24 protein-coding genes are annotated in these 25,429 nt (G+C 72.9%); 12 read left to right on the plus strand and 12 right to left on the minus strand.

Annotated elements, in window-relative coordinates; all coding sequences use genetic code 11:
- Positions 1-43 precede the first annotated feature (43 nt).
- Genes ACQPZW_RS22885 through ACQPZW_RS22910 form a run of 6 tightly spaced genes read left to right on the plus strand, consistent with a single transcriptional unit; the run spans position 44 to position 7,075 of the window.
- Positions 44-1,432 carry a hypothetical protein gene (locus ACQPZW_RS22885; protein ID WP_433796968.1) on the plus strand — a complete coding sequence of 463 codons (1,389 nt, stop codon included), beginning with the start codon at positions 44-46 and terminating at the stop codon, positions 1,430-1,432.
- Positions 1,417-2,169, plus strand: coding sequence for an FHA domain-containing protein (locus tag ACQPZW_RS22890; RefSeq protein ID WP_433796969.1), 753 nt, complete (start codon positions 1,417-1,419; stop codon positions 2,167-2,169). Before ACQPZW_RS22885 ends, ACQPZW_RS22890 begins: the two co-directional genes overlap by 16 nt.
- The gene (locus tag ACQPZW_RS22895; RefSeq protein ID WP_433796970.1) at positions 2,166-3,236 is read left to right on the plus strand and encodes a serine/threonine-protein kinase; all 1,071 of its coding nucleotides are present in this window, start codon (positions 2,166-2,168) and stop codon (positions 3,234-3,236) included. Before ACQPZW_RS22890 ends, ACQPZW_RS22895 begins: the two co-directional genes overlap by 4 nt.
- Positions 3,233-3,748, plus strand: coding sequence for a hypothetical protein (locus ACQPZW_RS22900; RefSeq protein ID WP_433796971.1), 516 nt, complete (start codon positions 3,233-3,235; stop codon positions 3,746-3,748). Before ACQPZW_RS22895 ends, ACQPZW_RS22900 begins: the two co-directional genes overlap by 4 nt.
- Positions 3,741-6,203, plus strand: a complete 2,463-nt coding sequence (locus ACQPZW_RS22905; RefSeq protein WP_433796972.1) for an Hsp70 family protein — start codon at positions 3,741-3,743, stop codon at positions 6,201-6,203. The genes ACQPZW_RS22900 and ACQPZW_RS22905 overlap by 8 nt, the downstream gene beginning before the upstream one ends.
- On the plus strand, positions 6,200-7,075 hold the full coding sequence (locus ACQPZW_RS22910; protein ID WP_433796973.1) for a tetratricopeptide repeat protein: 876 nt from the start codon (positions 6,200-6,202) through the stop codon (positions 7,073-7,075). Before ACQPZW_RS22905 ends, ACQPZW_RS22910 begins: the two co-directional genes overlap by 4 nt.
- A gap of 467 nt (positions 7,076-7,542) precedes the next feature.
- Here the strand turns inward: ACQPZW_RS22910 and ACQPZW_RS22915 are convergent, their stop codons facing one another.
- Genes ACQPZW_RS22915 through ACQPZW_RS22930 form a run of 4 tightly spaced genes read right to left on the minus strand, consistent with a single transcriptional unit; the run spans position 7,543 to position 10,417 of the window.
- Positions 7,543-8,508: a hypothetical protein gene (locus ACQPZW_RS22915; RefSeq protein ID WP_433796974.1), complete on the minus strand. Its 966-nt coding sequence runs from the start codon at positions 8,506-8,508 to the stop codon at positions 7,543-7,545.
- Complete coding sequence (locus tag ACQPZW_RS22920) at positions 8,430-9,146, minus strand: GTP-binding protein (protein WP_433796975.1); 717 nt, start codon at positions 9,144-9,146, stop codon at positions 8,430-8,432. Before ACQPZW_RS22920 ends, ACQPZW_RS22915 begins: the two co-directional genes overlap by 79 nt.
- A gap of 59 nt (positions 9,147-9,205) precedes the next feature.
- Positions 9,206-9,688 (minus strand): LNS2 domain-containing protein, encoded by a 483-nt coding sequence (locus tag ACQPZW_RS22925; protein ID WP_433796976.1) that lies wholly within the window; start codon positions 9,686-9,688, stop codon positions 9,206-9,208.
- Positions 9,689-9,721: 33 nt separating this feature from the next.
- Positions 9,722-10,417 (minus strand): hypothetical protein, encoded by a 696-nt coding sequence (locus ACQPZW_RS22930; protein WP_433796977.1) that lies wholly within the window; start codon positions 10,415-10,417, stop codon positions 9,722-9,724.
- 140 nt (positions 10,418-10,557) lie between these two features.
- On the opposite strand from ACQPZW_RS22930, the gene ACQPZW_RS22935 reads away from it, so the two are divergent.
- Entirely contained in the window at positions 10,558-11,028 is a 471-nt protein-coding gene (locus ACQPZW_RS22935; RefSeq protein WP_433796978.1) for a hypothetical protein, read from the plus strand.
- Positions 11,029-11,090: 62 nt separating this feature from the next.
- Here ACQPZW_RS22935 and ACQPZW_RS22940 read toward each other — a convergent pair whose 3' ends face one another.
- The 4 genes from ACQPZW_RS22940 to ACQPZW_RS22955 form a co-directional block, all read right to left on the minus strand.
- Positions 11,091-12,428: a dipeptidase gene (locus ACQPZW_RS22940; protein WP_433796979.1), complete on the minus strand. Its 1,338-nt coding sequence runs from the start codon at positions 12,426-12,428 to the stop codon at positions 11,091-11,093.
- Positions 12,428-12,841 (minus strand): hypothetical protein, encoded by a 414-nt coding sequence (locus tag ACQPZW_RS22945; protein WP_433796980.1) that lies wholly within the window; start codon positions 12,839-12,841, stop codon positions 12,428-12,430. Before ACQPZW_RS22945 ends, ACQPZW_RS22940 begins: the two co-directional genes overlap by 1 nt.
- Positions 12,838-14,250, minus strand: a complete 1,413-nt coding sequence (locus ACQPZW_RS22950; RefSeq protein ID WP_433796981.1) for an APC family permease — start codon at positions 14,248-14,250, stop codon at positions 12,838-12,840. Before ACQPZW_RS22950 ends, ACQPZW_RS22945 begins: the two co-directional genes overlap by 4 nt.
- Before the next feature lie 84 nt (positions 14,251-14,334).
- On the minus strand, positions 14,335-15,585 hold the full coding sequence (locus tag ACQPZW_RS22955; RefSeq protein WP_433796982.1) for a threonine/serine ThrE exporter family protein: 1,251 nt from the start codon (positions 15,583-15,585) through the stop codon (positions 14,335-14,337).
- 88 nt (positions 15,586-15,673) lie between these two features.
- Between ACQPZW_RS22955 and ACQPZW_RS22960 the strand changes: the two genes are divergently transcribed.
- Entirely contained in the window at positions 15,674-17,173 is a 1,500-nt protein-coding gene (locus ACQPZW_RS22960; protein ID WP_433796983.1) for an MFS transporter, read from the plus strand.
- Positions 17,170-18,270, plus strand: a complete 1,101-nt coding sequence (locus tag ACQPZW_RS22965) for a M24 family metallopeptidase (protein ID WP_433796984.1) — start codon at positions 17,170-17,172, stop codon at positions 18,268-18,270. Before ACQPZW_RS22960 ends, ACQPZW_RS22965 begins: the two co-directional genes overlap by 4 nt.
- Before the next feature lie 4 nt (positions 18,271-18,274).
- On the opposite strand, the gene ACQPZW_RS22970 is transcribed toward ACQPZW_RS22965, so the two are convergent.
- The gene (locus ACQPZW_RS22970; RefSeq protein ID WP_433796985.1) at positions 18,275-19,501 is read right to left on the minus strand and encodes a S8 family peptidase; all 1,227 of its coding nucleotides are present in this window, start codon (positions 19,499-19,501) and stop codon (positions 18,275-18,277) included.
- Positions 19,502-19,642: 141 nt separating this feature from the next.
- On the opposite strand from ACQPZW_RS22970, the gene ACQPZW_RS22975 reads away from it, so the two are divergent.
- Positions 19,643-20,653 (plus strand): hypothetical protein, encoded by a 1,011-nt coding sequence (locus ACQPZW_RS22975; RefSeq protein WP_433796986.1) that lies wholly within the window; start codon positions 19,643-19,645, stop codon positions 20,651-20,653.
- The gene (locus tag ACQPZW_RS22980) at positions 20,629-22,281 is read left to right on the plus strand and encodes a CHAT domain-containing protein (RefSeq protein WP_433796987.1); all 1,653 of its coding nucleotides are present in this window, start codon (positions 20,629-20,631) and stop codon (positions 22,279-22,281) included. The genes ACQPZW_RS22975 and ACQPZW_RS22980 overlap by 25 nt, the downstream gene beginning before the upstream one ends.
- Here ACQPZW_RS22980 and ACQPZW_RS22985 read toward each other — a convergent pair.
- Positions 22,271-22,738, minus strand: coding sequence for a hypothetical protein (locus ACQPZW_RS22985; protein ID WP_433796988.1), 468 nt, complete (start codon positions 22,736-22,738; stop codon positions 22,271-22,273). The genes ACQPZW_RS22980 and ACQPZW_RS22985 overlap by 11 nt on opposite strands.
- A gap of 22 nt (positions 22,739-22,760) precedes the next feature.
- Complete coding sequence (locus tag ACQPZW_RS22990; RefSeq protein ID WP_433796989.1) at positions 22,761-23,348, minus strand: RNA polymerase sigma factor; 588 nt, start codon at positions 23,346-23,348, stop codon at positions 22,761-22,763.
- Positions 23,349-23,493: 145 nt separating this feature from the next.
- Here ACQPZW_RS22990 and ACQPZW_RS22995 point away from each other — a divergent pair, with 145 nt between their 5' ends.
- Entirely contained in the window at positions 23,494-24,639 is a 1,146-nt protein-coding gene (locus tag ACQPZW_RS22995; RefSeq protein WP_433796990.1) for a threonine aldolase family protein, read from the plus strand.
- Between the two features lie 21 nt (positions 24,640-24,660).
- On the opposite strand, the gene ACQPZW_RS23000 is transcribed toward ACQPZW_RS22995, so the two are convergent.
- Entirely contained in the window at positions 24,661-25,386 is a 726-nt protein-coding gene (locus ACQPZW_RS23000) for a hypothetical protein (RefSeq protein WP_433796991.1), read from the minus strand.
- Positions 25,387-25,429 lie beyond the last annotated feature (43 nt).

Raw genomic sequence — 25,429 nt, forward strand, 5'->3', positions numbered from 1 at the left:
GGGATCCTGGGTGACGGACGGCGCGAAAGGTCGGTGGGGACGAATGGCAGAGACGACGGCGGACGTGTTGCGGACCGCCGCCGGACCGGATCTCTTCCGCCTGAACGCTTTCCGGGCCACCGGGCTGCCGACGACCGCCGATCATCGGGCGATCCGTCAGCGCCGTCAGCAGGTGGTCGCGGCGATGAGCATGGGCGCCGATGTGGACCGGATCCCGTCCGATGTGGATGCCGACGAGGTGCGGGCGGCCTTCGACCGGCTGCTGGAGGAGCCCCGTTACCGGCTGATCGACGAGTTCTTCTGGCTGTGGGACGTCCCGGGCGCCGACTGCGCGTGCCCGTCGTCGCTGCACATCGAGCACGACAAGGCGACGATCGCGCACGGCATGGCGCTCGATCAGGAGTTCAGCAAGCTCGACCCGCCGGGCGCCGACCGGTCCGATCTGGACCGGCTCTGGTCCGAGGCGGCCCGCCTGTGGGACGGGGTGCTGCGGCGCAACGCCACCTGGGACCACATGCGCCACCGGGCCGGCCGGCTCGGTGACCGGCGGCTGGACGACACGGTCGTCGACGAGCTGCGGGCCGGGCTGCCCGCCGCGCTGCTGCGGCCACTGGTCGCGCTCGCCGTCGCGTCGGACAATCCGGAGCCGCTGGCCCGCTGCGTGCGCGGCTGGACGGGGCAGGGCGAGCTGGCCGGTGACATGCTGGTCGAGGCGGCCGGCCCGCTCTACGAGAAGATCGACGACGGGGTCCGCAAGACGCGGGAGCTGCTCGAGGAAGGCGAGCTCACCGAGGCCATCGACAACACCAGAAGCCTGCCGGTCACGCTCCTGCGCCTGCGCGCCATGCTTCCGCCGGACGAGTTCCGCCGGACGGCCAACGCCTGCGAGCTGGTCGCGATCGCGTACAACAACTGCGCCAACCGCATCTTCGAGCAGTGCGGTCCACTCGACGACCGCTACGACGACCTGCTCAACGACGCCGAGGCGCTGGCGATCAACCCGCAGACCAGGGCGACCATCCGGGAGAACCGGGAGGCGTTCCGGGAGAACGCCCAGGGACTGTCCGACCTGCTCGACCAGATCACCTACCTGGCACGCTCGGGGCAGCACGCCGCCGCCGGCAACCTGGCGGCGCACATGCGGGTCCGGCTGGCCGACCTGCCGGGTGCGGTGGCCGAGATCGATCGGGTGACAGCGCAGCTCAGGTCCTCCGGCGTGCGGGTCAGCGCCGGTGCCGACAGCGGCGGCAGCGACGTGCCGTGGGGCGGGATCATCACCATCGGCGCGCTGCTGCTCGGCGTCTGCTTCGGCCTCGCCGACTGCGACGGCGACAACCGGTCCGCGCCGCCGCCCGCGGTGAGTGTCACCACGTCGGTCGACGACCCGGCGCGGGCCGAGACCGCCGTGAGGGTCGTGTGGCCGGCACGGTAGCGCTGCGGATCACGTCGCCCGACGGCGTGACCCGTGGCATCGAGCTCGACGGCGACGCGGTGACCATCGGCCGCCGCGCCCCCGAGCAGTCTCCCGACGTGGTGCTCAGCCCCGACCCGCAACGCTGGGTCGGCCGGCTGCACTGCTCGCTCGATCTGGTGGAAGGGGTGTGGATGGTGACCGACAACGCCAGCGTCAACGGAACCCTGCTGCGCTCACGTGACACCACCGAGCGGCTGCTCGGCCGGCGACGCGTCCAGCACGGCGACGTGATCCTGATCCTCGGCGACATGACCCCCGACGGCGAGCCGCTCTACTGGCAGCTCCTCTTCCTCGACCCGCACACCACCCAGCAGGCGCCGGCCGGCGCGCTGCCGCCTCCGCCGCGGCCGGTCGCGAGCCTGCGGTACGACTGGGTGTCGGCCCGCGCCTACCGCATCGTGAACGGGGTCGAGACGCCGGTGACCGGTCTGCGCCCGCAGGGGCACCAGTTGTTGCGCTACATGGTCGGCCGCAGTGCCGACGGCGCCGCGGTGGCCTGCGACCACGCCGAGCTGATCACGGCGCTGTGGGGGGCCCGGGAGGAGTGGGCCTCGCACCGGGCGTACACCCGGGTCGATCTGGCCGGGGTGGTGCGGGCCGTGCGCCGCAGCATCGAGCCCGACCCGTCGGCGCCGGAGATCCTGGAGACCGTCAAGGGCATCGGCTACCGCCTCAACGTGTGTGGTGTGTCATGACCCTGCTGTCCAGCGGCGACCGGGTGACCGACACGCTCGTCATCGACCGGTTGCTCGGCGAGGGCGCGTTCGCCGAGGTGCACCGGGTCCGCCACGAGTATCTCGGCTGGCAGGCGATGAAGCTGTTCAAGCAGGTCGCCTCGCTGGAGAGGACCCGCGAGATGCTCGGCGAGGCGCAACTGCTGTCGACGCTGGGCCACCCCAACATCGTGCGGCTGTTCGACGCGAACATCGTCGAGACGGCGGCCGGACTGCGCGGGTTCTTCACCATGGAGTATGTGGCCGGCGGCAGCCTGGAACGGCTGTCCCGCTCCTACCAGTCGCAGGTGCCGGTGGACCTGGTCGTCGAGATCGTCGAGCAGATCGCCGAGGGCCTGGCCGCCGCGCACACGCAGATCCCGCCGATCGTGCACCGCGACCTGACCCTGGCCAACATCCTGATCGGCTACGACGGCACCGGCATGCGGGTCCGGGTCAGCGACTTCGGCCTGGCCAAGCGGGCCGACCCGTTCACCCATCTGGCCAGCGCCCAGGGCACCTACGCCTTCATGGCGCCCGAGGTGCTCAAGCATCAGGGCTACTCGTGCGCCAGTGACGTGTGGTCGGTCGGGACGATCGCGTTCCTGCTGCTCACCAACCACATCCCCTACCACGACGGCGGCCAGTTCTCCTCGTTCTCGATGGTCCGGTTCCAGCGCCCGCTGCTGCCGCCCAGCGCCTACAACTCCGACGTGGACCCCGCCCTCGACGAGATCGTGCTGGCCACCCTGGCGGTGGACCCGAAGGACCGGCCGCCGACCGGACGGGCGCTCGCCGACATGCTGCGGGCACGGCGCACCGCCCTGTCCGTGCCGGCGCGCGCGGTCGACGTACCCAAGAAGGAAGCCACCGAGAGGCCCGGGTCGCGTGCCCAGGCCCTCGCCGACGAGGCCTTCGCGATGGCGCGCCGGCCCGGCGCGCTGCAGCGTGCCGCCGACCTGCTGGAGGAGGCCGTGAACCTGTCACCGCGACTGCGGGACCGGCATCTGCACACACTCACGCTCTGGCGCCGAGGGGTGATCATGTGATTCGCGAACGGCTCGACCGTCTTCGCACCGAGCTGCGGCAGCGGCGCTACCACCGGGCCTTCCGGATACCGCCGCCGACCTGGCCGGTCACCCGGCACGACCGGCTGGCCGCCCTGATCGCCGAGCTGGACGCCGCCGCGGCCGAGCCCGACCTGGACACCAGGTCGCTGGCGACCGCCGCGACCAACCTCTGGCGGGCCCGGCGCAGGCTGGCCCAGCAGGCCGGCGACGACGGCGCGCAGGCCCGGCAGGCCGGCCGATACCTGCGAATGTGCCAGGAGGCACTGACCGACGCGGGCCTGGTGGTCCGCGACCACGACGGGGAGACGTTCCACTCCGGACGGTCGCTGGAGGCGCTGGTCTTCAACGACGACGAGAACGTGATCACCGAAACCGTGACGGAGACCGTACGCCCGTCGGTCTTCCTGCGCGAGGAGCGCATCCAGATGGGACAGGTCATCGTCGGATGCCCCGTCAAGACAGAATCGACCCCGGGGAGCGGCAATGCGTGACACCATCGACTTCGGCATCGACCTCGGCACCACCAACAGCGCGATCGCGGTCGTCGAGGACGGCGTGCCCGTGGTCGTCAAGAGCAACGACGGCTGGGACATCACCCCCTCGGCGGTGTGGATCCCCAAGCCGGGCGTCGTGCACGTCGGCCGGGCCGCCCGCGACCGGGTGGAACACGACCAGGGCAACGCCGCCGGCGAGTTCAAGCTCGAGATGGGACTGGCCGACGCGACTCGCACGTTCGCCAACGCCGGGATCGCGATGAGCCCGGTCCAGCTGTCGGCCGAGGTGCTCAAGTCGCTGCGCGCCGACGCCGCCCACCACACCGGCGAGGCGCCCGACGCCGCCGTGATCACCGTGCCGGCCGCGTTCGCGCTCAACCAGAACAAGGCGACCAGCGAGGCGGCGGCGATGGCCGGGTTCACGGTCGCCTGCCCACTGGTGCAGGAGCCGACGGCGGCCGCCTTCGCCTACGGGTTCCAGAAGGCCGACGAGGACGCGTACTGGATGGTCTTCGACTTCGGCGGCGGCACCTTCGACGCCGCGGTGGTCAGCAAGCGCGACGGTGACCTGCGGGTGCTCAACCACGCCGGCGACCCGTACCTGGGCGGCAAGCTGATCGACTGGGCCGTGGTCGAGCGGCTGCTCGCCCCGGCGGTGATCAATGGGCTTGGCCTCAGTGACTTCCGGCGCGACAACCCGCAGTGGCGCGCCGCCTTCGCCAAGCTCAAGTGGGCGGCCGAGGAGGCCAAGATCATGCTCTCCCGGCGGGCGACCGCCGACGTGCTGCTCGACATCACCCTGCCCGGCGGCGGGACCGAGACCTTCGAGCACACGCTGCGCCGCGAGGACGTCGACCGGGTCGCGGAGCCGTTCTACGTCCGCGCGATCAACCTGTGCCGCGGCGCGCTCGCCGAGGGCGGCCTGGACGTCGACGACATCGACAAGCTGCTCCTGGTCGGTGGCGTGACGCTCAGCCCCGGCCTGCGCGAGCGCCTCGCCGACCCGGGACACGGCCTGGGCATCGCGCTCGACTACAGCCTGGACCCGACGACCGTGGTGGCGCGCGGCGCGGCGATCTTCGCGAGCACACTGCGCCGGCCGTCCACGGCCACGCACCAGCCGGCGGCGGGCGAGTTCGCGGTCGAGCTGGCCTACGAGCCGACCACGACGATCAACACGCCGACGGTGGCCGGGCGGCTGCGGTCCACCGGGCCCGTCGACTGGTCCGGCTACCGCGTGACGATCACCAACGCGGACTTCCGTACGCCCGCGCTCACCCCGAACGCGTCCGGGGCGTTCTCCACCGAGGTGTACGTGGACGACCTCAAGTCCGCCCGCTTCACCGTCGAGCTGACCACCGTCGCGGGCGAGCCGCAGAAGCTCGCCCCCGACGCCCTGACGATCACCCACCGGGCGGTGGAGTTCGGCGGTGTGCGGCTCGCCCACTCGCTCGGCATCCAGCTCGCCGACAAGGCCTTCGCGCCACTGGTCCGCAAGGGCGCGACGCTGCCGACCCGCGAGCGTGAGGTGTTCCGCACGTCGACGCCGCTGAACCGGTCCGACACCGACGCGGTCATCCGCATCCCGGTGGTCCAGGGCGAACGGCCGCGCGGCGACCGCAACCGGCAGGTCGGCATGCTGGAGATCCGGCCCAAGGACGTGCGCATCGACCTGCCCGCCGGTAGCGAGGTCGAGGTGACCTTCGAGGTGGACACGTCCAGCCTGGTCACGGTCATCGCCGACGTGCCGCTGATCCAGACGCAGTTCGAGGCGGAGATCGCGCTCGACGACGTGCGCACCCCCGACCCGGTGGTGCTGACCGCCATGCTGGACGACGCCGAGCGCCGGATGGCGCATCTGCGCGGCGCGGTCGCCTCCGGTGACTCCGACGACGCCCGCGACCGGCTCGCCGCCCTCGACCGGGAGGGCACCATGACCGGCGCCCGGGAACAGGTCCAGGCGTCCGGGGTGGACGCGGGCGCCGCCGCCACCGCCGAGGACCGGCTGCGCAACGTGCAGGCCGAGCTCGACGTCATCGAGGACGCGGTCGGGCTGCCCGAGCTGATCCAGCAGCTGCGCGAGGCCCTGTCGGCCGCCGACGAGCTGGCCGCCGACGACGCCGACCGCCGTGAGGTCGGCGAGCTGCGGCGGCGCTCCCAGACGGCGATCGACGCCCGCGACAGGGCCGCCATCCAGGCGCAGCTCGAGCGGGTGCACGACTTCCTCATGGAGGTCGAGCGGCGGGCGCCGGACTGGCCGGTCAAGGTGTTCTTCATGCTCTGCGTCGAGCACGAGAAGATCGGCATCTCCGCGCAGGCCGACGTGCTGATCGCGCAGGGCCGGCAGGCGATCGCCGGCCAGGACCCGCGGGCCCTGGACGCGGTCAACCAGCGGCTCGTGCGCCTGCTTCCGGTCGAGGTGGCCGGCAAGATCGGGGGCGTGCTCCGATGACGGCGGTCGCTGTCTCGGAGGAGCTGGAGCTGGACCGGGCGCGCGCTGCCGCCCGCTCCGGCGACCTCGACGGCGCGCTCGAGCTGCTCGGCGGCGACTCGCCGGCGGCGCTCGACCTGCGGGCCCGGGTGCACGCGCAGCGCGGCGAGTTCGAGCTGGCCGACGCGGCGTGGGCGAAGGTGCTGGCCGCGGACCCGTCACACGAGGGCGCGGCGGCCGGCCGTAAGGCGATCGCCGGCCGTGCCACCCGCCGGGCCGTGACCGTGGGTGGCACGGCACTCGGGGTGGTGGTCGTGCTGGCCGGCTCGGCGCTGCTGATCCAGCGGCTGGACGCCTCGCCGTCGTCGCAGTCCGCGGAGGCGCTGCCGGCGGTGGCGTCCGCCCCGGCGCCGTCATCCACATCGGCGCCCAAGGCCTCGTCGGCGCCCAAGGCCTCGTCGGCGGCCACGCCGTCGGCGCCCACTTCCGCGGATGCACGCCTGCTGCGCCTGCTGGCCGTCGAGGGGGCGACCACGCGGGCGGAGGGCGACGCGGTCCGGGTCGTCTTCGACGAGGGCCTCTTCGTCCGCGACGACGCGCTGCGCGGCGGCTCCCGGGCCGTGCTGGACCGGGTGGGACGGGCGCTGCGCGATGCCGGTGACGTCACGGTCACGGTGATCGGGCACGCCGTCCCGGTCACCGGCGGGCGCACCGCGGGCGGATCGACCACGGCGCTCGCCCGTGCGCAGGTCGCCGCGGCCCGGCTGGCGCGTGCGAGCGGTCTGCCGCTGACGTCGTTCTCGCTGGTCAGCGCCGATCAGAAGAACGGCCCGCACACCACACCGGAACGCAACCGTACGGTCACCCTGCTCGTCCAGCCGTCCGTGGGGTGAGGGTCATCGGCTGTTTGAGTGACGTACATCTCATATTCACCTTCATGAAGACGCGGAAGGCCAGGCCATGTGGGTTGCGGTGAGCCGCTTCGGGTGCGCGGGGTGGCCCCGGAGTGCCGCCCTGTTCACCTTCGTGCCCTAGCTTCGGCATCCATCGCACACAGTTCCGACAGGTGAGCGTTGCGTGATCCTGCCTGGACAGCGGAGTGAAGGGAGCGCCGTCATGGCGAAGGACAAGAAGAAGGACAAGAAGGACAAGAAGGACAAGAAGTCGAAAAAGAAGTAAGTGGTGCAGCGGCTCGCCCGGCTTCCCGGGCGGGCCGTGCCGTTATCGGGCGGCCGCGCCGCTATCGGTTGGGCGGGCCGTTATCGGGCGGGCCGCGCCATTATCGGGTGGGCGGGCCGCGCTCTTATCGGTCCCCGCCCCGCCCGGCTATAGAAGCCGGGCGGCGGCGCGGGCTCGCCGGTCAGAGCCCGGCGTCGAGCGGGGCGTCGAGTTTCAGGCCGGGGTGACGGCCCGCCACCGTACGCATCCGCCAGCGGTGGGCGAACACGGCGAGCAGCGCCCCGTCCCGGACCCGTGTCATCACCTCGACCTGCGACTCCCCGCGCAGCAGTTCCTTGCCCTCGGCGTCGGTGACCGCCGCGATCTCGTACGGCAGGCGGTCCAGATGCACCTTCACCCCGAACTCCGCCTCCAGCCGGAAGGTGGCGACCTCGAACTGCATCGGCCCGACGGCGGCCAGCACCGGCAGGCCGTCACCGCGCAGGTCGGAGCGCAGCACCTGGACCACGCCCTCACCGTCGAGCTGTTCGATACCGCGGCGGAAGCGCTTGTAGGCGCCGGTGTCGTCGGCCCGGCAGACGGCGAAGTGCTCCGGCGGGAACGACGGCAGCGGAGGATACTGCACCGGCTTGTCGGCGTAGAGGGTGTCGCCGATGCCGAGCGCGGTCGCGTTGACCAGGCCCACCACGTCGCCGGGGAACGCCTCGTCGATGGTGTCGCGGCCCTGGCCGAAGACCTGCTGGGCGTACTTGGTGGTGAACGGGCGGCCGGTGCCGGCGTGGGTGACGACCATGCCGCGCTCGAACCGGCCGGAGCAGATCCGCATGAACGCCACCTGGTCGCGGTGCGCCTTGTTCATGTTCGCCTGGATCTTGAACACGAACCCGGAGAACCCGCTGTCCACCGGCTGCTCGCCGCCGGCCACCGTGGGCCGGGCCGTCGCCGGTGGTGCCAGCTCGACCAGGATGTTGAGCAGCTGCCGTACGCCCAGGTTGGCGACCGCCGCGCCGAAGAGCACCGGCGTGCTGGTGGCGCCGAGGAAGGTCTCCTGGTCGTGGTCGGCGCCGGTCAGCTCGAGCAGCTCCAGCTCCTCGTTGGCGGCGACCCACTCCGCGCCGTACTTCTCGGCGGCCTCGTCGTCGGCCATCTCCTCCTCGATGGCGAGGTCGGCGCCGCCGGGGAGCGCTGCATGCGGGTGAACACCCCGGTGCGCCGGTCGATGACGCCGTGGAAGTGCCCGGCGATGCCGACCGGCCAGGTCAGCGGCGTGGGCTTGAGCCCGATGCGCTGCTCGATCTCGTCCATCAGCGCGAGCGCCTCGTGGCCGGGCCGGTCCCACTTGTTGATGAACGTGATCACCGGGATGGCCCGCTGCCGGCACACCTCGAACAGTTTCAGCGTCTGCGGCTCCAGGCCCTTCGCCGCGTCGAGCAGCATCACCGCGCTGTCGACGGCGGTCAGCACCCGGTACGTGTCCTCGGAGAAGTCGGCGTGGCCCGGCGTGTCGAGCAGGTTGATGACGGTGTCGCCGTAGGAGAACTGCAGCGCCGCGGACGTGACCGAGATGCCACGCTGCTGCTCCATCGCCATCCAGTCGGAGACGACACCCTTGCGGTCGCCCTTGCCGTGCACCGCGCCGGCCTGGCCGATCACCCGCGCGTGCAGGGCGAGAGCCTCGGTCATCGTCGACTTGCCGGCGTCCGGGTGCGAGATAACCGCGAACGTACGCCGCCGCGCCGCCTGGGCAGCGACCCCCGCCGCCGATGTCAGCACGCTTTGACTCACCGATCCACCCCTCACGAAACCGTGGCAGCCAATCGGCCGCCACAACCCGCAACCTTAATTCAGGTACGGCCGTCGCGTTCCTGAGCCTGTCGCAGCGACCGCTCGTAGGGCACCCAGTCGGCCAGCCGGACCGGAAATCCCTCGGTCTTCAGCCGTTTGACCACGGCCGGGTCGTCGTCGACGATCACGGTGATCTCGCCGTCGCGGGCGAGCCGGCGCAGCTGCGAGAGCTTGAAGTCACGCGCCGGCCGCCGGTCGTCGTCGGGGCGCATCAGCAGCAGCCCGGCCGGCAGCCCGTGCCGCTCGAACCACCGCTCGGTGACCGGCCGCAGCCACTCGGGCCGCCCGGTGAGCCAGACCAGCTGATGGTCCGCGACATATCGGTGGACCAGCTTGGTCCCCTCGGGCAGCGGCGGATCCCGGTCGGCGGCCGAGAAGAACCGCGCCCAGTCCTTCGGTTGCCGGGCGACATGCCGTAGACGGTGCCGCACGTCGGCGACGACCCCGTCCACGTCGAAAACGGCGAACGGCGCGTCGGGCATGTGATCATCCTGCCGGATGCGCCGGGCACGCTGTCAGAGGGGCAACGCCCTGATCTGGTCCACGATCTTCTGGCGGTCGCTGTCGTCGCGGCCGAGGTCCGCGCTGTCGATGGCGGCCATCAGGGTGGCCCGGTCGGCCTCGGAGAAGCGCCGCAGGTTCCTCTCGACCAGCACCAGTGCCTGGTACTGCTCGTTGCGGGTCACCGGCACGGTGATCGCCTCGGCCAGGCTCGCCACGTCCACCAGGCGTGGATCGCCCTGCATGAGTCCGAGCAGCAGCACCCGTACCGGCCCGGACGCCGTGGGGAAGAGCAGCTTGACCTCGTCGGGGTTGAAGGTCCGCTGGCTGGCGAAGGCCGCCGCCCGGGCGGCGAGATGATCCTGCACCTGCTTGCGGACGGTGTAGAAGGTGCCGCCGACCAGTTGGGTGTGGATCACCCCGTACGCCTGGGCTATCTCGGCCAGTTCGGTGTTGTCGAGCAGCCGGGCCGTCTCCGGGGCGCCGTGCTGCGCCATCTCCCGCACCAGCCGCAGCTGGAAGCCGTCGACGCCGAGGACGAGGGCCTCCAGACGGGGCAGCAGGAACGGGCTGACCAGCAGCAGCCCACCGGTGACCACCAGGACTATGAGCGCCGCGCCGGGATCGGGGGAGAAGAAGGTCTTCCATCCCGCCACCGCCAGAACGACTCCGCCCACACCCCCGACCGCCCACAACCACCATCGATTCATGCAGGAGAACCTATCTGCTTCTCACCCCTCGAGTCCCGTGTGGGCGAGACCTTCGCGCGTCTCATCTGCGTGGGGTGACGCGCCCGCCCCCCGATCCGCCGAGGCTGGAGCCGAAGACGGATCGGTGGAGGAGTTGCCGCGTGAACGTATCTGTCGTTGCGCCGGCCGTGCTGCTGGTGCTGGGTGTGTCACTGCTGGCCGGCATCCTCTGGGACCGCCGTGGTCAGCGGGCGTTCATCCGTGAGGGCCCGGTGTTCGCCGCCCGGTTCCGGAGCGCCGGGCCCCGGCCGCGGGCATGGCGTGGGCTGCGGCGCGGCTGGTCCCGGCGGATGTGGGCGTACTGGCGCGACGATGTCCTGGTGATCCGCCGCGGCCCGGTCCTCGACCGCCGGCTCCGGATGTTCGCGCAGATCACCGTCGCCGGCGTGTACCGGCTGTCCGGCCCGGGTGGTGCGATCGCCGTGCACCTGCGGCTGCCGGACGGCGCCCTGCTCGAGGTCACCGCGCGTCCCGGGGACCGGATCGAGCTGGTCGGGCCGTATCTCGCGGCCGGCCTCAGCCATCTGCCCCGGGCTCCCCTGCGGCGCCGTGACCACCGCCGTCGCCCCTGAGGGCCGGTGTCGTCGCAGGAGAAAGGGCCCGGCGTCGCACGCCGGGCCCTTTCTCTCCCCTCCTACCCGCGGTAATGCTTCAGGAAGAGCGCCTCGGCATGGGCCAGCCGGGCGATCTCACCCGGGTCGACGCTCTCGTTCGGAGCGTGGATCGCGGCCAGCGGCTCCTCCACCCCGATCAACAGGATCTCCGCCTCGGGATAGGTGGCGGCGAACACGTTGCACAGCGGGATCGAGCCGCCCTGGCCCAGGGTGACCATGTCGCGGCCGTACGACTCCCGCATCGCCGCCGCGAGGGCCCGGTAGGCCGGCCCGCCGGTGCGGGCCTCGAACGGCTGCCCGAGCGCCTCCGGCTCGACGCTCACCCGTACGCCCCAGGGCGCGGCCGCGTGCAGGTGCGTGATCAGCGCCCGCTGGGCCGCGGCGGCCTCCGTGCCCGGGGGGACCCGCAGGTTGAGCCGGGCGCGGGCGCGCGGCTGGATCGCCGCTGCCGAGCCGACCACCGGCGGGCAGTCGATGCCGAGGACGGTGACCGCGGGCCGTGCCCACACCATGTCCGACACCGTGCCGTCGCCGAGCAGGGCGACGCCGTCGTGCAGCCCGGCGTCGGCGCGGAACTGCGCGGCCGGATACGGCTCGCCGGTCCACGTCTGGGTGCTGTCCAGCCCGGTGATCGTGGTGTTGCCGACCCGGTCCCGCAACGACGACAGGATCTGGATCAGCGCGGCCAGCGCGTCCGGGGCCGGCCCGCCGAACATGCCGGAGTGGACCTCGCCGCCCAGCGCCTCGACCGTCACCACCACGTTGACCAGGCCGCGCAGCGTCACCGTGGCGGCCGGCGCCCCGACCGCCGCGTTGCCGGTGTCGCAGACCAGGATCGCGTCGGCGCGCAGCAGGTCGGGGTGGCGTTCGACGAGGTCCTCCAGGCCGCCGGTGCCCTGCTCCTCGGAGCCCTCGACGATCAGCTTCAGGTGGACCGGAAGGTCGTCACCCAGAGCCCGGAGCGCGGTCAGGTGCATGACGATGTTGCCCTTGCAGTCGGCGGCGCCCCGGCCGTACCACCGGCCGTCGCGTTCGGTGAGGGCGAACGGCGGCGTCCGCCAGGCGGCCTCGTCCAGGGGCGGCTGCACGTCGTAGTGGGCGTACAGCAGCACGGTCGGCGCGTGCGGGTCGCGGGCGGGGCGCTCTCCGTAGACCGCGCTGCTGCCGTCGCTGGTCTCGTGCAGGCTCAGGTCGGTGAAGCCGGCCCCGGCGAAGCGGTCGACCACCCAGTACGCGGCCTTCGTGCACTCCTCCGGCGGGAACTGCCGGGGGTCGGCCACCGACCGGATCGCGACCAGCTCGGCCAGGTCGGCGCGGGCGCGGTCCATCAGGGCGGCGACGTCCTTACGCAGTCCCATCAGGCCACGTCCTCGAGGTGGAGGCCGTCGACGACCTTCTGGAACGATTCGAGATGGTGCGGGCAGTACACCTTGATGATCAGCAGCTGGCCCTGGACGACCTTGTTGTCGGCGATCACCGGCCGCTGGCCGGGCCCGGCGGCGCCGTTGACGAGCTGGCCGTAGAGGATCCCGCGGCGCAGCGCGTCGTCAGGGTCGAGACAGACCGCGCCGCCGTCCGCGCCGAGGGTGCTGACGATCTGCTCGGTCGACGGTGTCCGCAGCCCGGCCGCGGCGAGGTCGGTCTGCAGTTGCTGGGCCTTCGCGGTGGCCTCCTGCGTCTGTTGCTCGCCGCTGTAGGTGATCAGGCCGATGCCGGCGAACAGCACGACCGTCATTCCGGCGATGGTGTAGAGCAGAGTGTTGGCTCTCATGACGCGGGCGCCTCCTTCCAGGACGGCTTGCGCAGGCGGTAGAAGAGGTAGGGCACCAGCAGACCCAGGCCGAGCGCGCCACCGGCGACGATCAGCAGGTAGACGCCGACACTGCCGGAGCCGAACTGCGACGGCGGGATGAAACCGATCAGCAGGGCGGCCAGCGACGCCGCGAACCCGACGCCGCAGAGCCCGGTGATCATCGGGGCGCGGTAGCCGCGCGGGTGGTCCGGCTGGGTCCTGCGCAGCCGGACGGCGGCCACGAACATCAGCAGGTACATGATCAGATAGACCTGCGTGGTGATCACCGAGAAGATCCAGTACACGCTGGAGACGTCCGGGATGAACGCGTACGCCAGCGCGATGACCGTCGTGACCAGACCCTGCACGACCAGGATGTTCTGCTGTACGCCGTGCTTGTTCAGCCGTTGCAGGAACGGCGGCAGGTAGCCCTCCTGGCGCGAGATCAGCAGCAGGCCCTTCGACGGCCCGGCCAGCCAGGTCAGCATGCCGCCCAGGGACGCGGCGACCAGCATGATCCCGAGGATCGGGGTGAGCCACTGGGTGCCGAACTCGGCGAACACCGCGTCGAAGGCCTGCATCACGCCGGCCGTGAGCGACAGCTGTTCGGCGGGGACCACCCAGCTGATCGCCAGCGCCGGCAGGATGAAGATCAGCAGGACCAGGCCCATGGACAGGAACATCGCCCGCGGGAACTCCCGGCCCGGGTTCTTCAGCGAGCCGACGTGCACCGCGTTCATCTCCATGCCCGAGTAGGACAGGAAGTTGTTGACGATCAGGACCAGGCTGGACAACCCGGCCCAGGCCGGCAGCAGATGGTCGGCGGTCATCGGGGCGGCCGACTCGTTGCCCTGGCCCAGGAAGACCATGCCCAGGATCACCAGCAGGGCGCCCGGGATCAGCGTGCCGATGATGAGGCCGCCGCTGGCCAGGCCGGCCACGCCGCTGGTGCCGCGCGAGGAGATCCACACGCCGGTCCAGTAGCAGACCATGATCACGATGGCGGTCCAGACGCCGCTGGAGGCCAGGTCGGGGTTGATGACGTACGCCAGGGTGCTCGCCACGAACCCGAGCAGGCTCGGGTAGTAGAAGATCGTCATGGCGAACTGGCACCACACGGCGAGGAAGCCCAGCGGCTTGTTCAGCCCCTGGCTCACCCAGTTGTAGACGCCGCCGGACCAGCCCGAGGCCAGCTCGGCCGAGACCAGAGCGGTCGGCAGCAGGAACACGATGGCCGGCACCAGGTACAGGAAGATGCTCGCCAGGCCGTAGACGGCCATCGTCGGGGACGGACGCAGGCTGGCCACCGAACTCGTGGTCATCAATGCCAGCGCGACCCAGGATATGTAGTTGATGGTCCGCTTGGCGGACACGTCGGTCGAGCTCAACGCCGCCTCCCTTCGTGACAGTGCGGCTTCTGGCGGCATCGTGGGCGCCGGGCGGCCGGTGGCGCCTCATCCGTGGTGGGCGGTTCACGCGCGTTCCTTGCGCAGGATCCCGGTCCGGCCGAACGTGCGGGCCAGCGCGCGGAAGATCGGGTGGCCGCAGAGCACGCCGAGCGCCACCGCCACCATCGACCCGGCCGCGCCGAGCAGGTCCTCCGAACCCAGCGCGGAACTGCGGGCCAGGTACTCGGTCAGCCCGATCAGGCTCAGCGCGCCGGGCACCAGCAGCCAGAACCCGGGCAGGAACGACACCAGCGCCGGCGGCCCGGAGGGGAACCGCTCCACGATGTACGCCACCACGGTCAGCACCAGGGCACCGGCGAACCCGCTCAGGTACCCGCCGAGCACGATCCCGCCCAGGTACTGGCCGATCCAGCCGGAGTAGAGGACGAGACAGAGCCACCCCAGCGTGCGGGGCGGGCCGGAATGGACCAGGTAGCAGCCGAGCCCCACCACCCCGGCGCCCAGCCACGGCGCCCACGCGCCGATCGAGTTCTCCGGGGCGCTCACCGGCACCTCGTACCGGGGCAGATCCACCACCTGGGCCGCCCCGATGATCCCGAAGGCCAGCAGCATCAGCTGCAGGATGCCCGCCACGAGACGGCTCGCGCCGGTCACCATCTCCGCCGCGGACAGCTCGACCACCGCCATGGTGAGCATCGCGCCGGGCAGGAACGTCGCCAGCGGCGCCACCATGGCCCGCAGATCGGCGTCCGTCCAGCCGCTGTCGGCCAGCAGGAACGTGGTCGCGGCGACGGCGAACGCGGCGGTCACCGGCATGATCATCTGTACGCTCCGCCAGCGCGTCCCGATCGTCTTGAACACCCCCACCAGCGCGCCGAACATCCCCGCGAGCAGCAGGTCCGACCAGGTCGGCTGCAGGATCAGGCAGATCCCAGCGGTCAGCACCGCGAAACCGAGGATCTGCACCGACAGGTGGAAACGCGACGGCATCCGCGAGATCTCCCGCAGCCGCTCGATGCCCTCCGCCGGGGTGATCTCGGTCCGTTCGGCCGCCTTCAGCACGTCGTAGACGGCGGCCGTCTGATCCAGGCGCAACCCTCCGTCGAGCAGCCGGGTCGGCTCCATCGTGGCCGCCCGCCCCGGCTCCAGGGCGACCACCAGATAGGTGGGCAGCACGCTGACCCGCGCATACGGGGCGCCGTAGGCGTGGGCCACCCGCAGCAGCCGCTCCTCGATCTGGTTGACCGCCTCACCGGCCGAGGTGAGCGCGCTGCCGAGATACTGCAGGAACTCTTGCAACGCGTCGCTGCTCATCGCCCGCACGCTAGGCGCGTGCCGGTGGGCGGGGACTCACCCCGAGCGGGTGATCCAGCCCGGCCCCGCACCCGCGAAGCTGACCGGCGTGTCCACAGAAGTGCAGTCGAAGAAGGCCGGACCCGGCGTCCTCACCGCCGCCTGCGTCTCGGCGCTCGTGGTCAACGCCAACACCTCGGCGGTCACCATCCTGCTCCCGGCGATCAGCGCCGACCTCGGCGTCCCGGTCGACCAGCTGCAGTGGGCGGTGACCGGATACATGCTGGTCGGCGCGGCGGTCATCGTCACCGCCGGCGCACTCGGCGACGTCTTCGGCCGGCGGCGGGTGTTCCTCGGCGGCCTGCTGCTGTTCGTCGCCTCGTGCGCCCTGATCGCGCTGGCCGACTCCGGGACCGGTGTGATCGCCGGCCGGATGATCCAGGGCGCGGCCGGGTCCACCATCCTGGCCTGCGGCATGAGCCTGCTCTCGGTCGGCTCGGCCGGCGCCGGGCAGATGCGGGCGATCACCCGGTGGGGCGCCGCGTCGGCAGTCGGCGCGGCCGCCGGGCCACTGATCGGCGGCGTGCTGGTCGGCTCCACCGGCTGGCAGGGCCTGTTCTGGATCGACGCCGCCATCGCCGCCGTCTGCATCCCGATCGCCCTGTTCACCGTGCCCGAGTCGCGCGACGGGCAGCGACCCCGTTCGATCGACGTGCTCGGCACGATCCTGGTCGCAGTCGCACTGGCCCCGCTCGTGCTGGCGCTCAGCGAAGGCGGCTCGTGGGGGTGGCTCTCCGCGCGGACCCTCGGCTGCCTGACCCTGGCGGTCCTCGGCGCGGTGGGGTTCGTGCTCGCCGAGCGGCACGCGACCGCGCCGCTGGTCGACCTGCGGCTGCTGCGCAATCGGGTGCTGGTCGGCGCCACCATCGCGATCCTGCTGGTGGCCGGATCCATCAACGCCCTGATGTACCTGCTCAGCCTCTACTTCCAGGATCCGGCCGCGTTCGGCATGAGCCCCCTCGAGGCCGGTCTCGCCACCCTGCCCGCGGCGGCCGCGATGATCGCGATCACCCCGTTGATCACCCCGCTCGCGGTGCGGATCGGCGCCGGGCGGGCGGTCGCGCTCGGCTTCGGCCTGGCCGCCCTGGCCGGCGCCGCCCTGATCCTCGTCGACGCCGGCTGGACCTACACCATGTTCGTACCGCCGCTGATCGTGATCGCCGTCGGGCTCGGCCTGGCCAACGGCCCCGCCTCGTCGGCGTCCACCGCGGCTGTGCCGGCCGACCAGGTGGGCCAGGCGTCCGGCATCTCCAACATGGCCCGCTACGTCGGGGGATCCCTCGCGGTGGCCGCGGTCGCCACGGTGTCCACGGCGGTCACCGGCGCCCGTACCGCCGAAGGGGCCTCCACCGCCGACGCCCTCGCCGCCGGCCTGGCCGGCGCGTCGATCCTGATGACGGTCATGTGCGCCGCCGGGGTCGCCCTTATCGTGTTGATGCGCCGGCACCGGGCGGAGCGGCCGCACGCCGTGCACCTGGCCGCCGCCGAGGCCTCGACCAGCCACACCATCCCCACCCGGCCCGTGCCCACAGGAGGAAGCCCCACATGACCGATCTCTTCCGCCATCGGATGCGACACGCCGTCGCGCAGGCCGCCGACGCCGGACTGACCGGGCTGCTGGTCACCCCCGGCCCGGACCTGACCTACTTCACCGGCTACCAGCCGACCGCGATCACCGAGCGGCTCACCGTGCTGATCCTCGCCACCGGCGTCGAACCGCAGCTGATCGTCCCGGTGCTGGAGCGCCCCGACGCCGCCGAGGCCGACGGCGCGGCCGCGGTGAGCATCAGCGGCTGGGCCGACGGCGCCGACCCGTACGCCGTCGCGGCCCGGCTGCTCGACCCGGAGGGGGTCTACGCGGTCAGCGACAACGCGTGGGCGCTGCAACTGCTCGGGTTGCAGCAGGCGCTGCCCGGGTCGCGGTACACGTCGATGACCGCGGCGCTGCCGATGCTGCGGGCGGTCAAGGACGCCGACGAGGTCGAGCGGCTGGCGTCGGCGGGGGCGGCGGCCGACGCGGTCTTCGAGGAGATCGTGGGGGTACGGTTCGCCGGCCGCACCGAACACGAGATCGGCACGGAGCTGGCCGCGCTGCTGCGTGCCCACGGGCATTCGCAGGTCGACTTCACCCTGGTCGCTTCGGGGCCCAACGGCGCGAACCCGCACCACGCCATGAGCGAGCGGGTGATCGCCGACGGCGACATGGTGGTCCTCGACTTCGGTGGGCTCAAGGACGGCTACGGGTCGGACACCACCCGTACCGTGCACGTGGGCGAGCCGACCGCCGAGGAGCGCCGGGTGCACGACGTGGTCCGCGAGGCGCAGCAGGCCGCGTTCGAGGCGGTCCGGCCCGGGGTGGCGTGCGAGGAGATCGACCGGGTCGCGCGGGACGTGATCACCCGGGCCGGGTATGGCGAGCACTTCATCCACCGGACCGGGCACGGCATCGGGCTGACCACGCACGAGCCGCCGTACCTGGTGGCGGGGGAGCGGCGCCCGCTCGTACCGGGGATGTGCTTCTCCATCGAGCCGGGCGTCTACCTTCCGGGCCGCTTCGGGGTGCGTATCGAGGACATCGTGACGGTCACCGCCGACGGCGGGCGCCGGCTCAACGACTCGGGCCGGGACCTGCGCATCGTCGCCTGAGCGCTCAGGGTGCCGTCGCCGGGTCGAGCACGACCGGCTTGCCGTCGGCGGTGGGCGTGAGAAGCCGCGCGGCCACCTCGGCGGCGCTGATCCGGCCGGGCACGGTCCGGTGGGCGATCATCGCGCTGACCACCGCGGCCGCGAACGACGTCCCGCTCCACCGGGCGTACCCCCGGAAGGTCCTGTCGTGGCGGGTCGCCGGGGCGGGCCCGGGACCGTCGGGGTCCTCCCACACCGAGACCGGGCCGCTGAGGTAGGTGCTCTCCAGGCCGGTTCCGGGGGCCACGGCGGTGATCCACGGGCCCTTCGCGCTGAACCCGGCGCCCTCCGCGCCGACCGCGACGACGTTCGGGAACGCGGCGGGGAAGGCCGGCTGACGGTCGCGGCCGTCGGCCAGGTAGCCGTGGTTGCCGGCCGCGGCCACCACCACCGTGTCGCGGCCGAGCCGTTCCAGCGCGGTGGCCAGCACCAGCGGCCCGGCGCCGTCGTCGGTGTAGCAGACGAAGGACAGGTTGAGCACGTCCACCCCGGCCCGGCCGGCCTCGACGATCCGGTGCGCGGTGGTCCAGGCGTCGGCGGTGCCGTCCAGCACCGGATGCACACTCAGGGTCGCCGCCGGTGCGTAACGGCGCACCAGGCCGGCGATGAACGTGGCGTGCCCGGTCTCGGCGCGGACCGGCCGCCCGTCCCCGGCGCCCGGATACGGGCCGGTCCACGCCCCGGTCAGGTAGTCGTGGCTCACCATCGCGGTGTCGATCAGGCCGACCACGACCCCGCTCGGTGCGGTGCCCGGCCGGTGCGCCCACGCGGGTCTCGCGATGGCCACCGGCGCCCCACCGCCGCCGTGCGACACCTCCCCGGAGGCCGGCTCGGCGCCGCCGGACCGCATCCGGCCGTGCACCTCGCCCACGATGCGGTTCTTGCCGAGCAGCGGCGTCCATCCGTGGTGATCCCGGCCGAATCCGGCGCGCACCGCGGCCAGGATCCGGTCGAGCGCCGGACCGCTGCGGTCCCCACCGATCGACGCCCACCTCTCCAGCGCCGCGGCGGCCCTCTCCGGGGCGGGCAGCGTGATCAGCGCCAGGCCCAGCACATCGCTGGTCCGTGTGTCGGCGTGCAGCCGTCCCGGGTCGGTCTCGGCGCGCTCACGGGCCTCGTCCAGCGCGCTCAACACCATCCCGAGGTGCGGTAGCGCGACCACCAGCTGGGTCGGCTCGGCAACAGAGGTCATAAGATCCTGATTAAACATGATTTATAAGAGCAACGAGCGGGTCCTTTCGTACGTGAAAGGCGCGCTCATTCGGACGGAGCGGGGATCGTCGTGCCGGGCCGTCCGGTAGGGCGAGGCGGGACGTCGCCGGGAGGGACGTGGGTGCAAGCGGGAGTCGTCGTACCGTCCGACGCCGCCGAGGCGCTGCGGCTGGCCGCCGTCGAGCCCGCCCGCGCCCGGCAGCTGGCCCACGCCGCCGACCGGGCCGCCCGCGCCACCGGTGACCGGGTCGGCCGCAGTGTCGCCCAGCGCGCCCTCGGCGTGGCCGCCCTGCAACTGCGTGACCTGGACGAGGCCGTCGCCCGGCTCCGGGCCTCGGTGGATCTCGCCCGCCAGGCCGGCGCGACCACCCTGGCCGGCGAGGCCCGGACCAGCCTGGCGTCGGCGCTCGCCCTCAGTGGCTCCGCCGGATCGGCGTTCCGGCAGATCGCCACCGCCCTGCAGGAGCTGCACGGGGTGGGGGCCGCCCGCGCCCGCGTGCAGCAGGCGGCGATCCTGCAGGAGCTGGGCCGCGTCGAGGAGGCCCTGGCCGCCCTCCGTCCCGCCCTGCCGGTGCTGCGCCGAGCCGGCGACGTGCAGTGGGAGGTTCGCGCCCTCAACAACCGCAGCCTGCTGCACCTGGAGCGGCGTGCCTTCGCGGCCGCCGAGACCGACCTGCTCACCGCCATCGACCTGTGCGTGCGCCACGGACTCGACCTGCCGCGGGCGTACGCCGAGCAGAACCTGGGCTGCCTGCGCGCCGGCCGGGGCGAGGTGCCGGCCGCCCTGGCCAGTTTCGACCGGGCCGAGGAGCACTACCGGCGCCTCGACATGCGGGTCGGGTCGCTGCTGGTCGACCGGGCCCGGCTGCTGCTGTCGGTACGCCTGGTCGGCGAGGCCCGGGCCACCGCAGAGGCGGCCGTCGCGGCCTACGCCGAGCAGCACCGGATCAACCTGCCCGAGGCCCGGCTGCTGCTGTCCACCGTCGCGCTGGTCGAGGGGACCTCCCGGTCGCCGAGGAGGCGGCACGGCAGGCGGCCCGCGAGTTCCACCGCGCCGCGCGCCGCGAACTGCTGGCCCTGGCCCGGCACGCCCGGCTGCAGGTGCGGATGGTGCGCGACCCGGGCAGCGTGACACCGGCGCAGGCCCGGCGCTGCGCCGACGACCTGGCCCGCGCGGGCTGGGCGGTGCCGGCGCTGGAGGCCCGGGTGATGGCCGGCCGGCTGGCGCTGGACCGCGGGCGGCGTACCGAGGCACGCGCCGACCTGATGCGGGCCAGCCGCGCCCGGTCGGCGGGCCCGGCGGAGGCACGCGCCCGTGCCTGGACGGCCGAGGCGATGCTGCGCCGCGCCGACGGCCGTCGCTACGGCGCGCTGCGCGCGGTCGAGGCCGGGCTGCGCATCGTCGAGGACCAGCAGGCCCTGCTCGGCGCCACGGATCTGCGCGCGCACATGTCCGCCCACCGCGGCTCGCTGGCGCGTCTGGGCGTGCGGATCGCGCTGGAGAACGGTAGCGCCCGCGAGGTGTACCGCTGGGCCGAACGGCGACGGGGCGTCACCGCGGTCGCCCGCCCGGTCCGCCCGCCGCGCGATCCGGTGCTGGCCGCGCTGCTCACCGACCTGCGGGCCACCATGACGGCGATGGAGAACGGCGGCCCCACCGCGGCCCTGACACACCGGCAGGTCACCCTCGAGCGGGAGATCCGCGACCACTGCCGCCGCACCGACGGCTGCGGGGCCGGCCCGTCACGGCCGGGCCCGCCCCCGATCGACGCGCTCGCCGCGAGGCTGGGCGACGCGGCCCTGGTCGAGTACGTGGAGCTCGACGACCACCTGCACGCGGTGACCGTGCTGTCCGGCCGGACCCGGCTGCACCGCCTGGGCCCGCTCACCGACGTGACCGGCTGCCTGCGCCACCTGCCGTTCGCCCTGCACCGGCTGGCCAGCGAGCACACCACCCCGGCGAGCGCGGCCGCGGCCCGTGCCGTGCTCACCCGCGCCGCCGACACGTTCGACCGGGTCCTGCTGCGCCCGCTGCGCCTCGGTGACCGGCCCCTGGTGCTGGCGCCCAGCGAACAGCTGCGGTCGCTACCGTGGTCGATCCTGCCGTCCTGCGCCGGCCGCCCGGTGACCGTGGTGCCGTCGGCGCGCCTGTGGCTGGACGCCGCCCACCGCCGTGCCGAATCGCCGGGCCCGGTGGTCGTGGTCGCCGGACCGGGCCTGCGCGACGCCCACCGCGAGGCGGAGGCGGTGGCCCGCCGCTACCCCGGGGCGGTGCGGCTGATCGGTGACGCGGCCGGCGCGGACCGGGTCGCCGCGTCGATGGCCGGCGCCCGGCTGGTGCACGTGGCCGCGCACGGCGACCTGCGGTCGGACAACCCACTGTTCTCCGCGCTGCGGCTGGCCGACGGCCCGTTCACCGTCTACGACCTGGAACTGCTGGAACGCCCGCCGCAGCACGTGGTGCTGGCCGCCTGCGACGCCGGCCGCGGGCAGCCGGTCGCCGGCGAGGAGGTCCTCGGGCTCACCACCGCCCTGCTCGGCCAGGGCACCCCGACACTGACCGCGCCGGTGATCCCGGTGCCCGACGCGGAGACGGCCACCCTGATGGACGGCTACCACGCGGGCCTGGCCGCCGGACGGTCCCCGGCCGAGGCGCTGGCCGCCGCCCAGCAGCGCACCCGCGACGAGGGAGGTCCCGCGCTGGCGGCGGCGGCCGGGTTCGTCTGCCTCGGCGACGGACTGGCCCCGCTCACATCCTGACCCAGTCGGTCATCAGCCGCACCGGTGCGGCCTCCACCCGCAGCCGGAACGGCTCACCCACCGGCACGGCGACACTGAAGCAGCCCACGTCGTCGATCGCCGACTCGGCGCGCAGACCACCCGCCCCCTCGGCCGTCAGACGGCCCGGCGCGGGCGGGATCACCTGCCCGACCAGCTGATCGCCGTCGCGCTCCACCTGCACCTCGGCCGTGTCGCCGGTGAACAACACGGTCCGGATGTCCGCGGCGGAGCGCACGGTGGCGCCCGCGTCGATCAGCGAGTCGTAGCTCAGACTCGCCAGCTCCAGTTCCTCGTCGATGCCTCGCCAGGTCCACACGGCGCTCGCCGCCCGTACCCTCTCGGTCAGATGCCCGGACTCCCGCATCGCCGCCGCCAGCTCACCCAGCAGCACCGCATCGTGGTCGTTGCCGTCGTCGTCCTGGATCCGTGTCTCCATGGCCCGCTACCTCTCCTCGCCGCTACCGGCTGCCGGTCGACTGCATTGCGCTGATGTCCGGGCATGCGCGCAGGCGTTCCAGCGCCCGTGCCCGGGTCGGGCCGATGCTGCCGACCTTGATCCGCAGCCTCCGGCTGATCTCGGCGTACGACACCGGCGGGTCCTCGATCAGCAGGAGCAGCAGCTCCCGTTGATGGTCCGGCAGCTCGGCCAGCCCGGCCAGCAGCGCCTGATGGCGGGCCACCCGGATCAGGTGCTCGTCCGGATCGGCCGTGGTGGCGGCCGACGGCCCGTCCCCGGCCGGGTGCTCGGCGAGCGGATCGTACGGCCGGGTCCGCCGGCTCGCCCGCACCTGGCGCAGGCACTCGTTGCGGGTGGTCGTGATGATCCACATCGGCAGTGCCCTGGGCTCGCGCAGGCCGCCGAGATGTTCGAGCAGCCGCAGCCAGACGGTCTGGGCGACATCGTCGACGTCCGTGCCGTGCAGCCGGAATCCGTGCGCCACCGAGGCCACGAGCGGCGTGAACCGGGTGACCAGGCTCTCCCAGGCCGCCTCATCTCCGTTCGCGGCCGCGGCCACGAGATCGGTTACGTCGAAGCTTTCGTTCACACCCTGAGGATCACGACGTTCCCCGGTTGATACCGGTTTACGGAGAAAGTCCCTACCGGCAGGACGCGCGTGTCACCGGTATCAGTCACCCGCCCCGGCCATCAGACAAGAGAGGCGCCTGCCGAGCAGGAAACGGGGGACCGACATGTCCGTGGAGTTGATGGACCTGCGCAGCGACACCATGAGCCGACCCACCCACGCGATGCTGCACGCCATGATGACCGCCGACCACGGTGACGACCGGTTCGGGGAGAGCGCCGCCACCCGCGCGCTCGAGGAACACTGCGCGGCCCTGTTCGGCAAGCAGGCCGCCCTGTTCATGCCGACCGGCACGATGAGCAACCAGGTCGCGCTCAGGGTCCTCGCCGCCGGCGGCCGGGAGGTGCTGTGCGAGGCGGGGCACCACCTCAACCTCGTCCAGGCGCCGTCCGCCGCCGCGCTCGCCGGAGTCACGATCAACGCCGTCACCACCACCGACGGCCTCCTGCGCCCGGAGATCGCCGCCCGGGCCCTCGACGACCGCGCCCGCTGGACGCCGGACCGGCCCGCCACCGGGCTGGTCTGGACGGAGAACACCGTGTCCGCGCGCGGCGGGCGCGTCTATCCGCTCGCGGTGCTCACCGCCCTCCGACGCTGGAGCCGTCACCACGGCCTCACCGTCTACCTCGACGGCGCGCGGATCATGCACGCCGTGGCGGCCACCGGCACCGCTCCCGCCGTCTGGGGCGGCACCAACGACGCCATGACGCTGTGCTTCACCAAAGGGCTCGGCGCCCCCATGGGGGCGGTCCTGATGGGCACCGAGGAGCTCATCGGCGCGGCACGCCGCTGTCGTCAGTGGTACGGCGGAGGCCTGCACCAATCGGGGCCGATGGCCGCCGCCGCTCTGTGGGCGCTGCGGCACAACAGCGCGCGACTCGCCGAGGACCACGCCAACGCCGTCGTGTTCGCCGGCGTGCTCTCCGAGTCACCGCACTTCTGCGTCGACCGGCCGGACACCAACATCGTGCACGTCGACATCAGCCGGCTCGCCTGTTCCCCCGCGGAGTTCGTGGCCCGGGCCGCGGAGTCGGGGGTCCGGCTGCTGGCCCGGCGTCGTGCCGAGGTGCGGGCGGTGTTCGACGTCCGTACGCCGCGGCACCGGGCGGTACGCGCGGCCGAGCGGTTGATCGCCGTGGCCGGAGAGCTGCGGCCCGGACGGGGTACGGCCCGGACACGCTGGTGGGACCGGATCGGGCCGGTCCACCCGGTCACGATCTCCGACCAGGTGTACAGCCGGACGTGGGGCTGACCGCCCCGCAGCCGGCCCGCGTCAGTCGGTGCGGTCGGAGGTCAGCGCGGCGTGGCGGGGGACGGCTCGCCACAGGTCGTACAGATGCGGGTGCTCGGTGACGGTGGCCCGGACGGTGGCCAGCGCGGCCGCTCGCGCCGGGCCCGGCGGGGTGTGGTCGAAGCCGGTGTCCCCGGTGGCCAGCGTGTGGAAGCCGGTGAACCGCATGTCCAGGCTGACCTGCCGCAGCACCCGGCCGCCGGGCTCCGGCAGGGTGAACTGGCGGGTGAAACACAGCATCGCGGTGCGGTCGGTCCACGAGTAGCGGCCCCACTGCACCCGGAAACCGTCGTCGCCGAGCCCGTCGAACCCGGTCTGGACGAACTCGGTGAACGCCAGCCACGCCGACTCGACGTCGGTGACGGTCACCGGATCGACGTGATAGTTCAGTAGGAGCCGCTCGAAGATCTCACCGGGCGTCTCCGGGCGTACGGCCTCCGCCGCCACCCGGAACGTGTCGCGCCCCCGCCGGTCGGTGGCGCCGTGCCCGAGCCGGATCAGGACGGTGTGGTCGTCGTCGCGTCCGACCACGTCACAGCGCAGATCGAGCGGGGTCGGCAGCCGGGAGCCACGGACGTCACCGATGTCGAGCAGCGGTGCGTGCCCGAGGATGACGGCGGCCGTACCGTCGGACTCGGCCAGGTGCACCTCGACCCGGACGGGCCAGGTCCCGGTCACATCGATCGCTGTCGCCGTTACGTAGTGCACCACACCGATCGTGCCCTATCGGCGCATCCCGAAGGCCACCAGG

This window comes from Actinoplanes sp. CA-252034, from assembly GCF_050956125.1.
Lineage (GTDB): Bacteria > Actinomycetota > Actinomycetes > Mycobacteriales > Micromonosporaceae > Actinoplanes.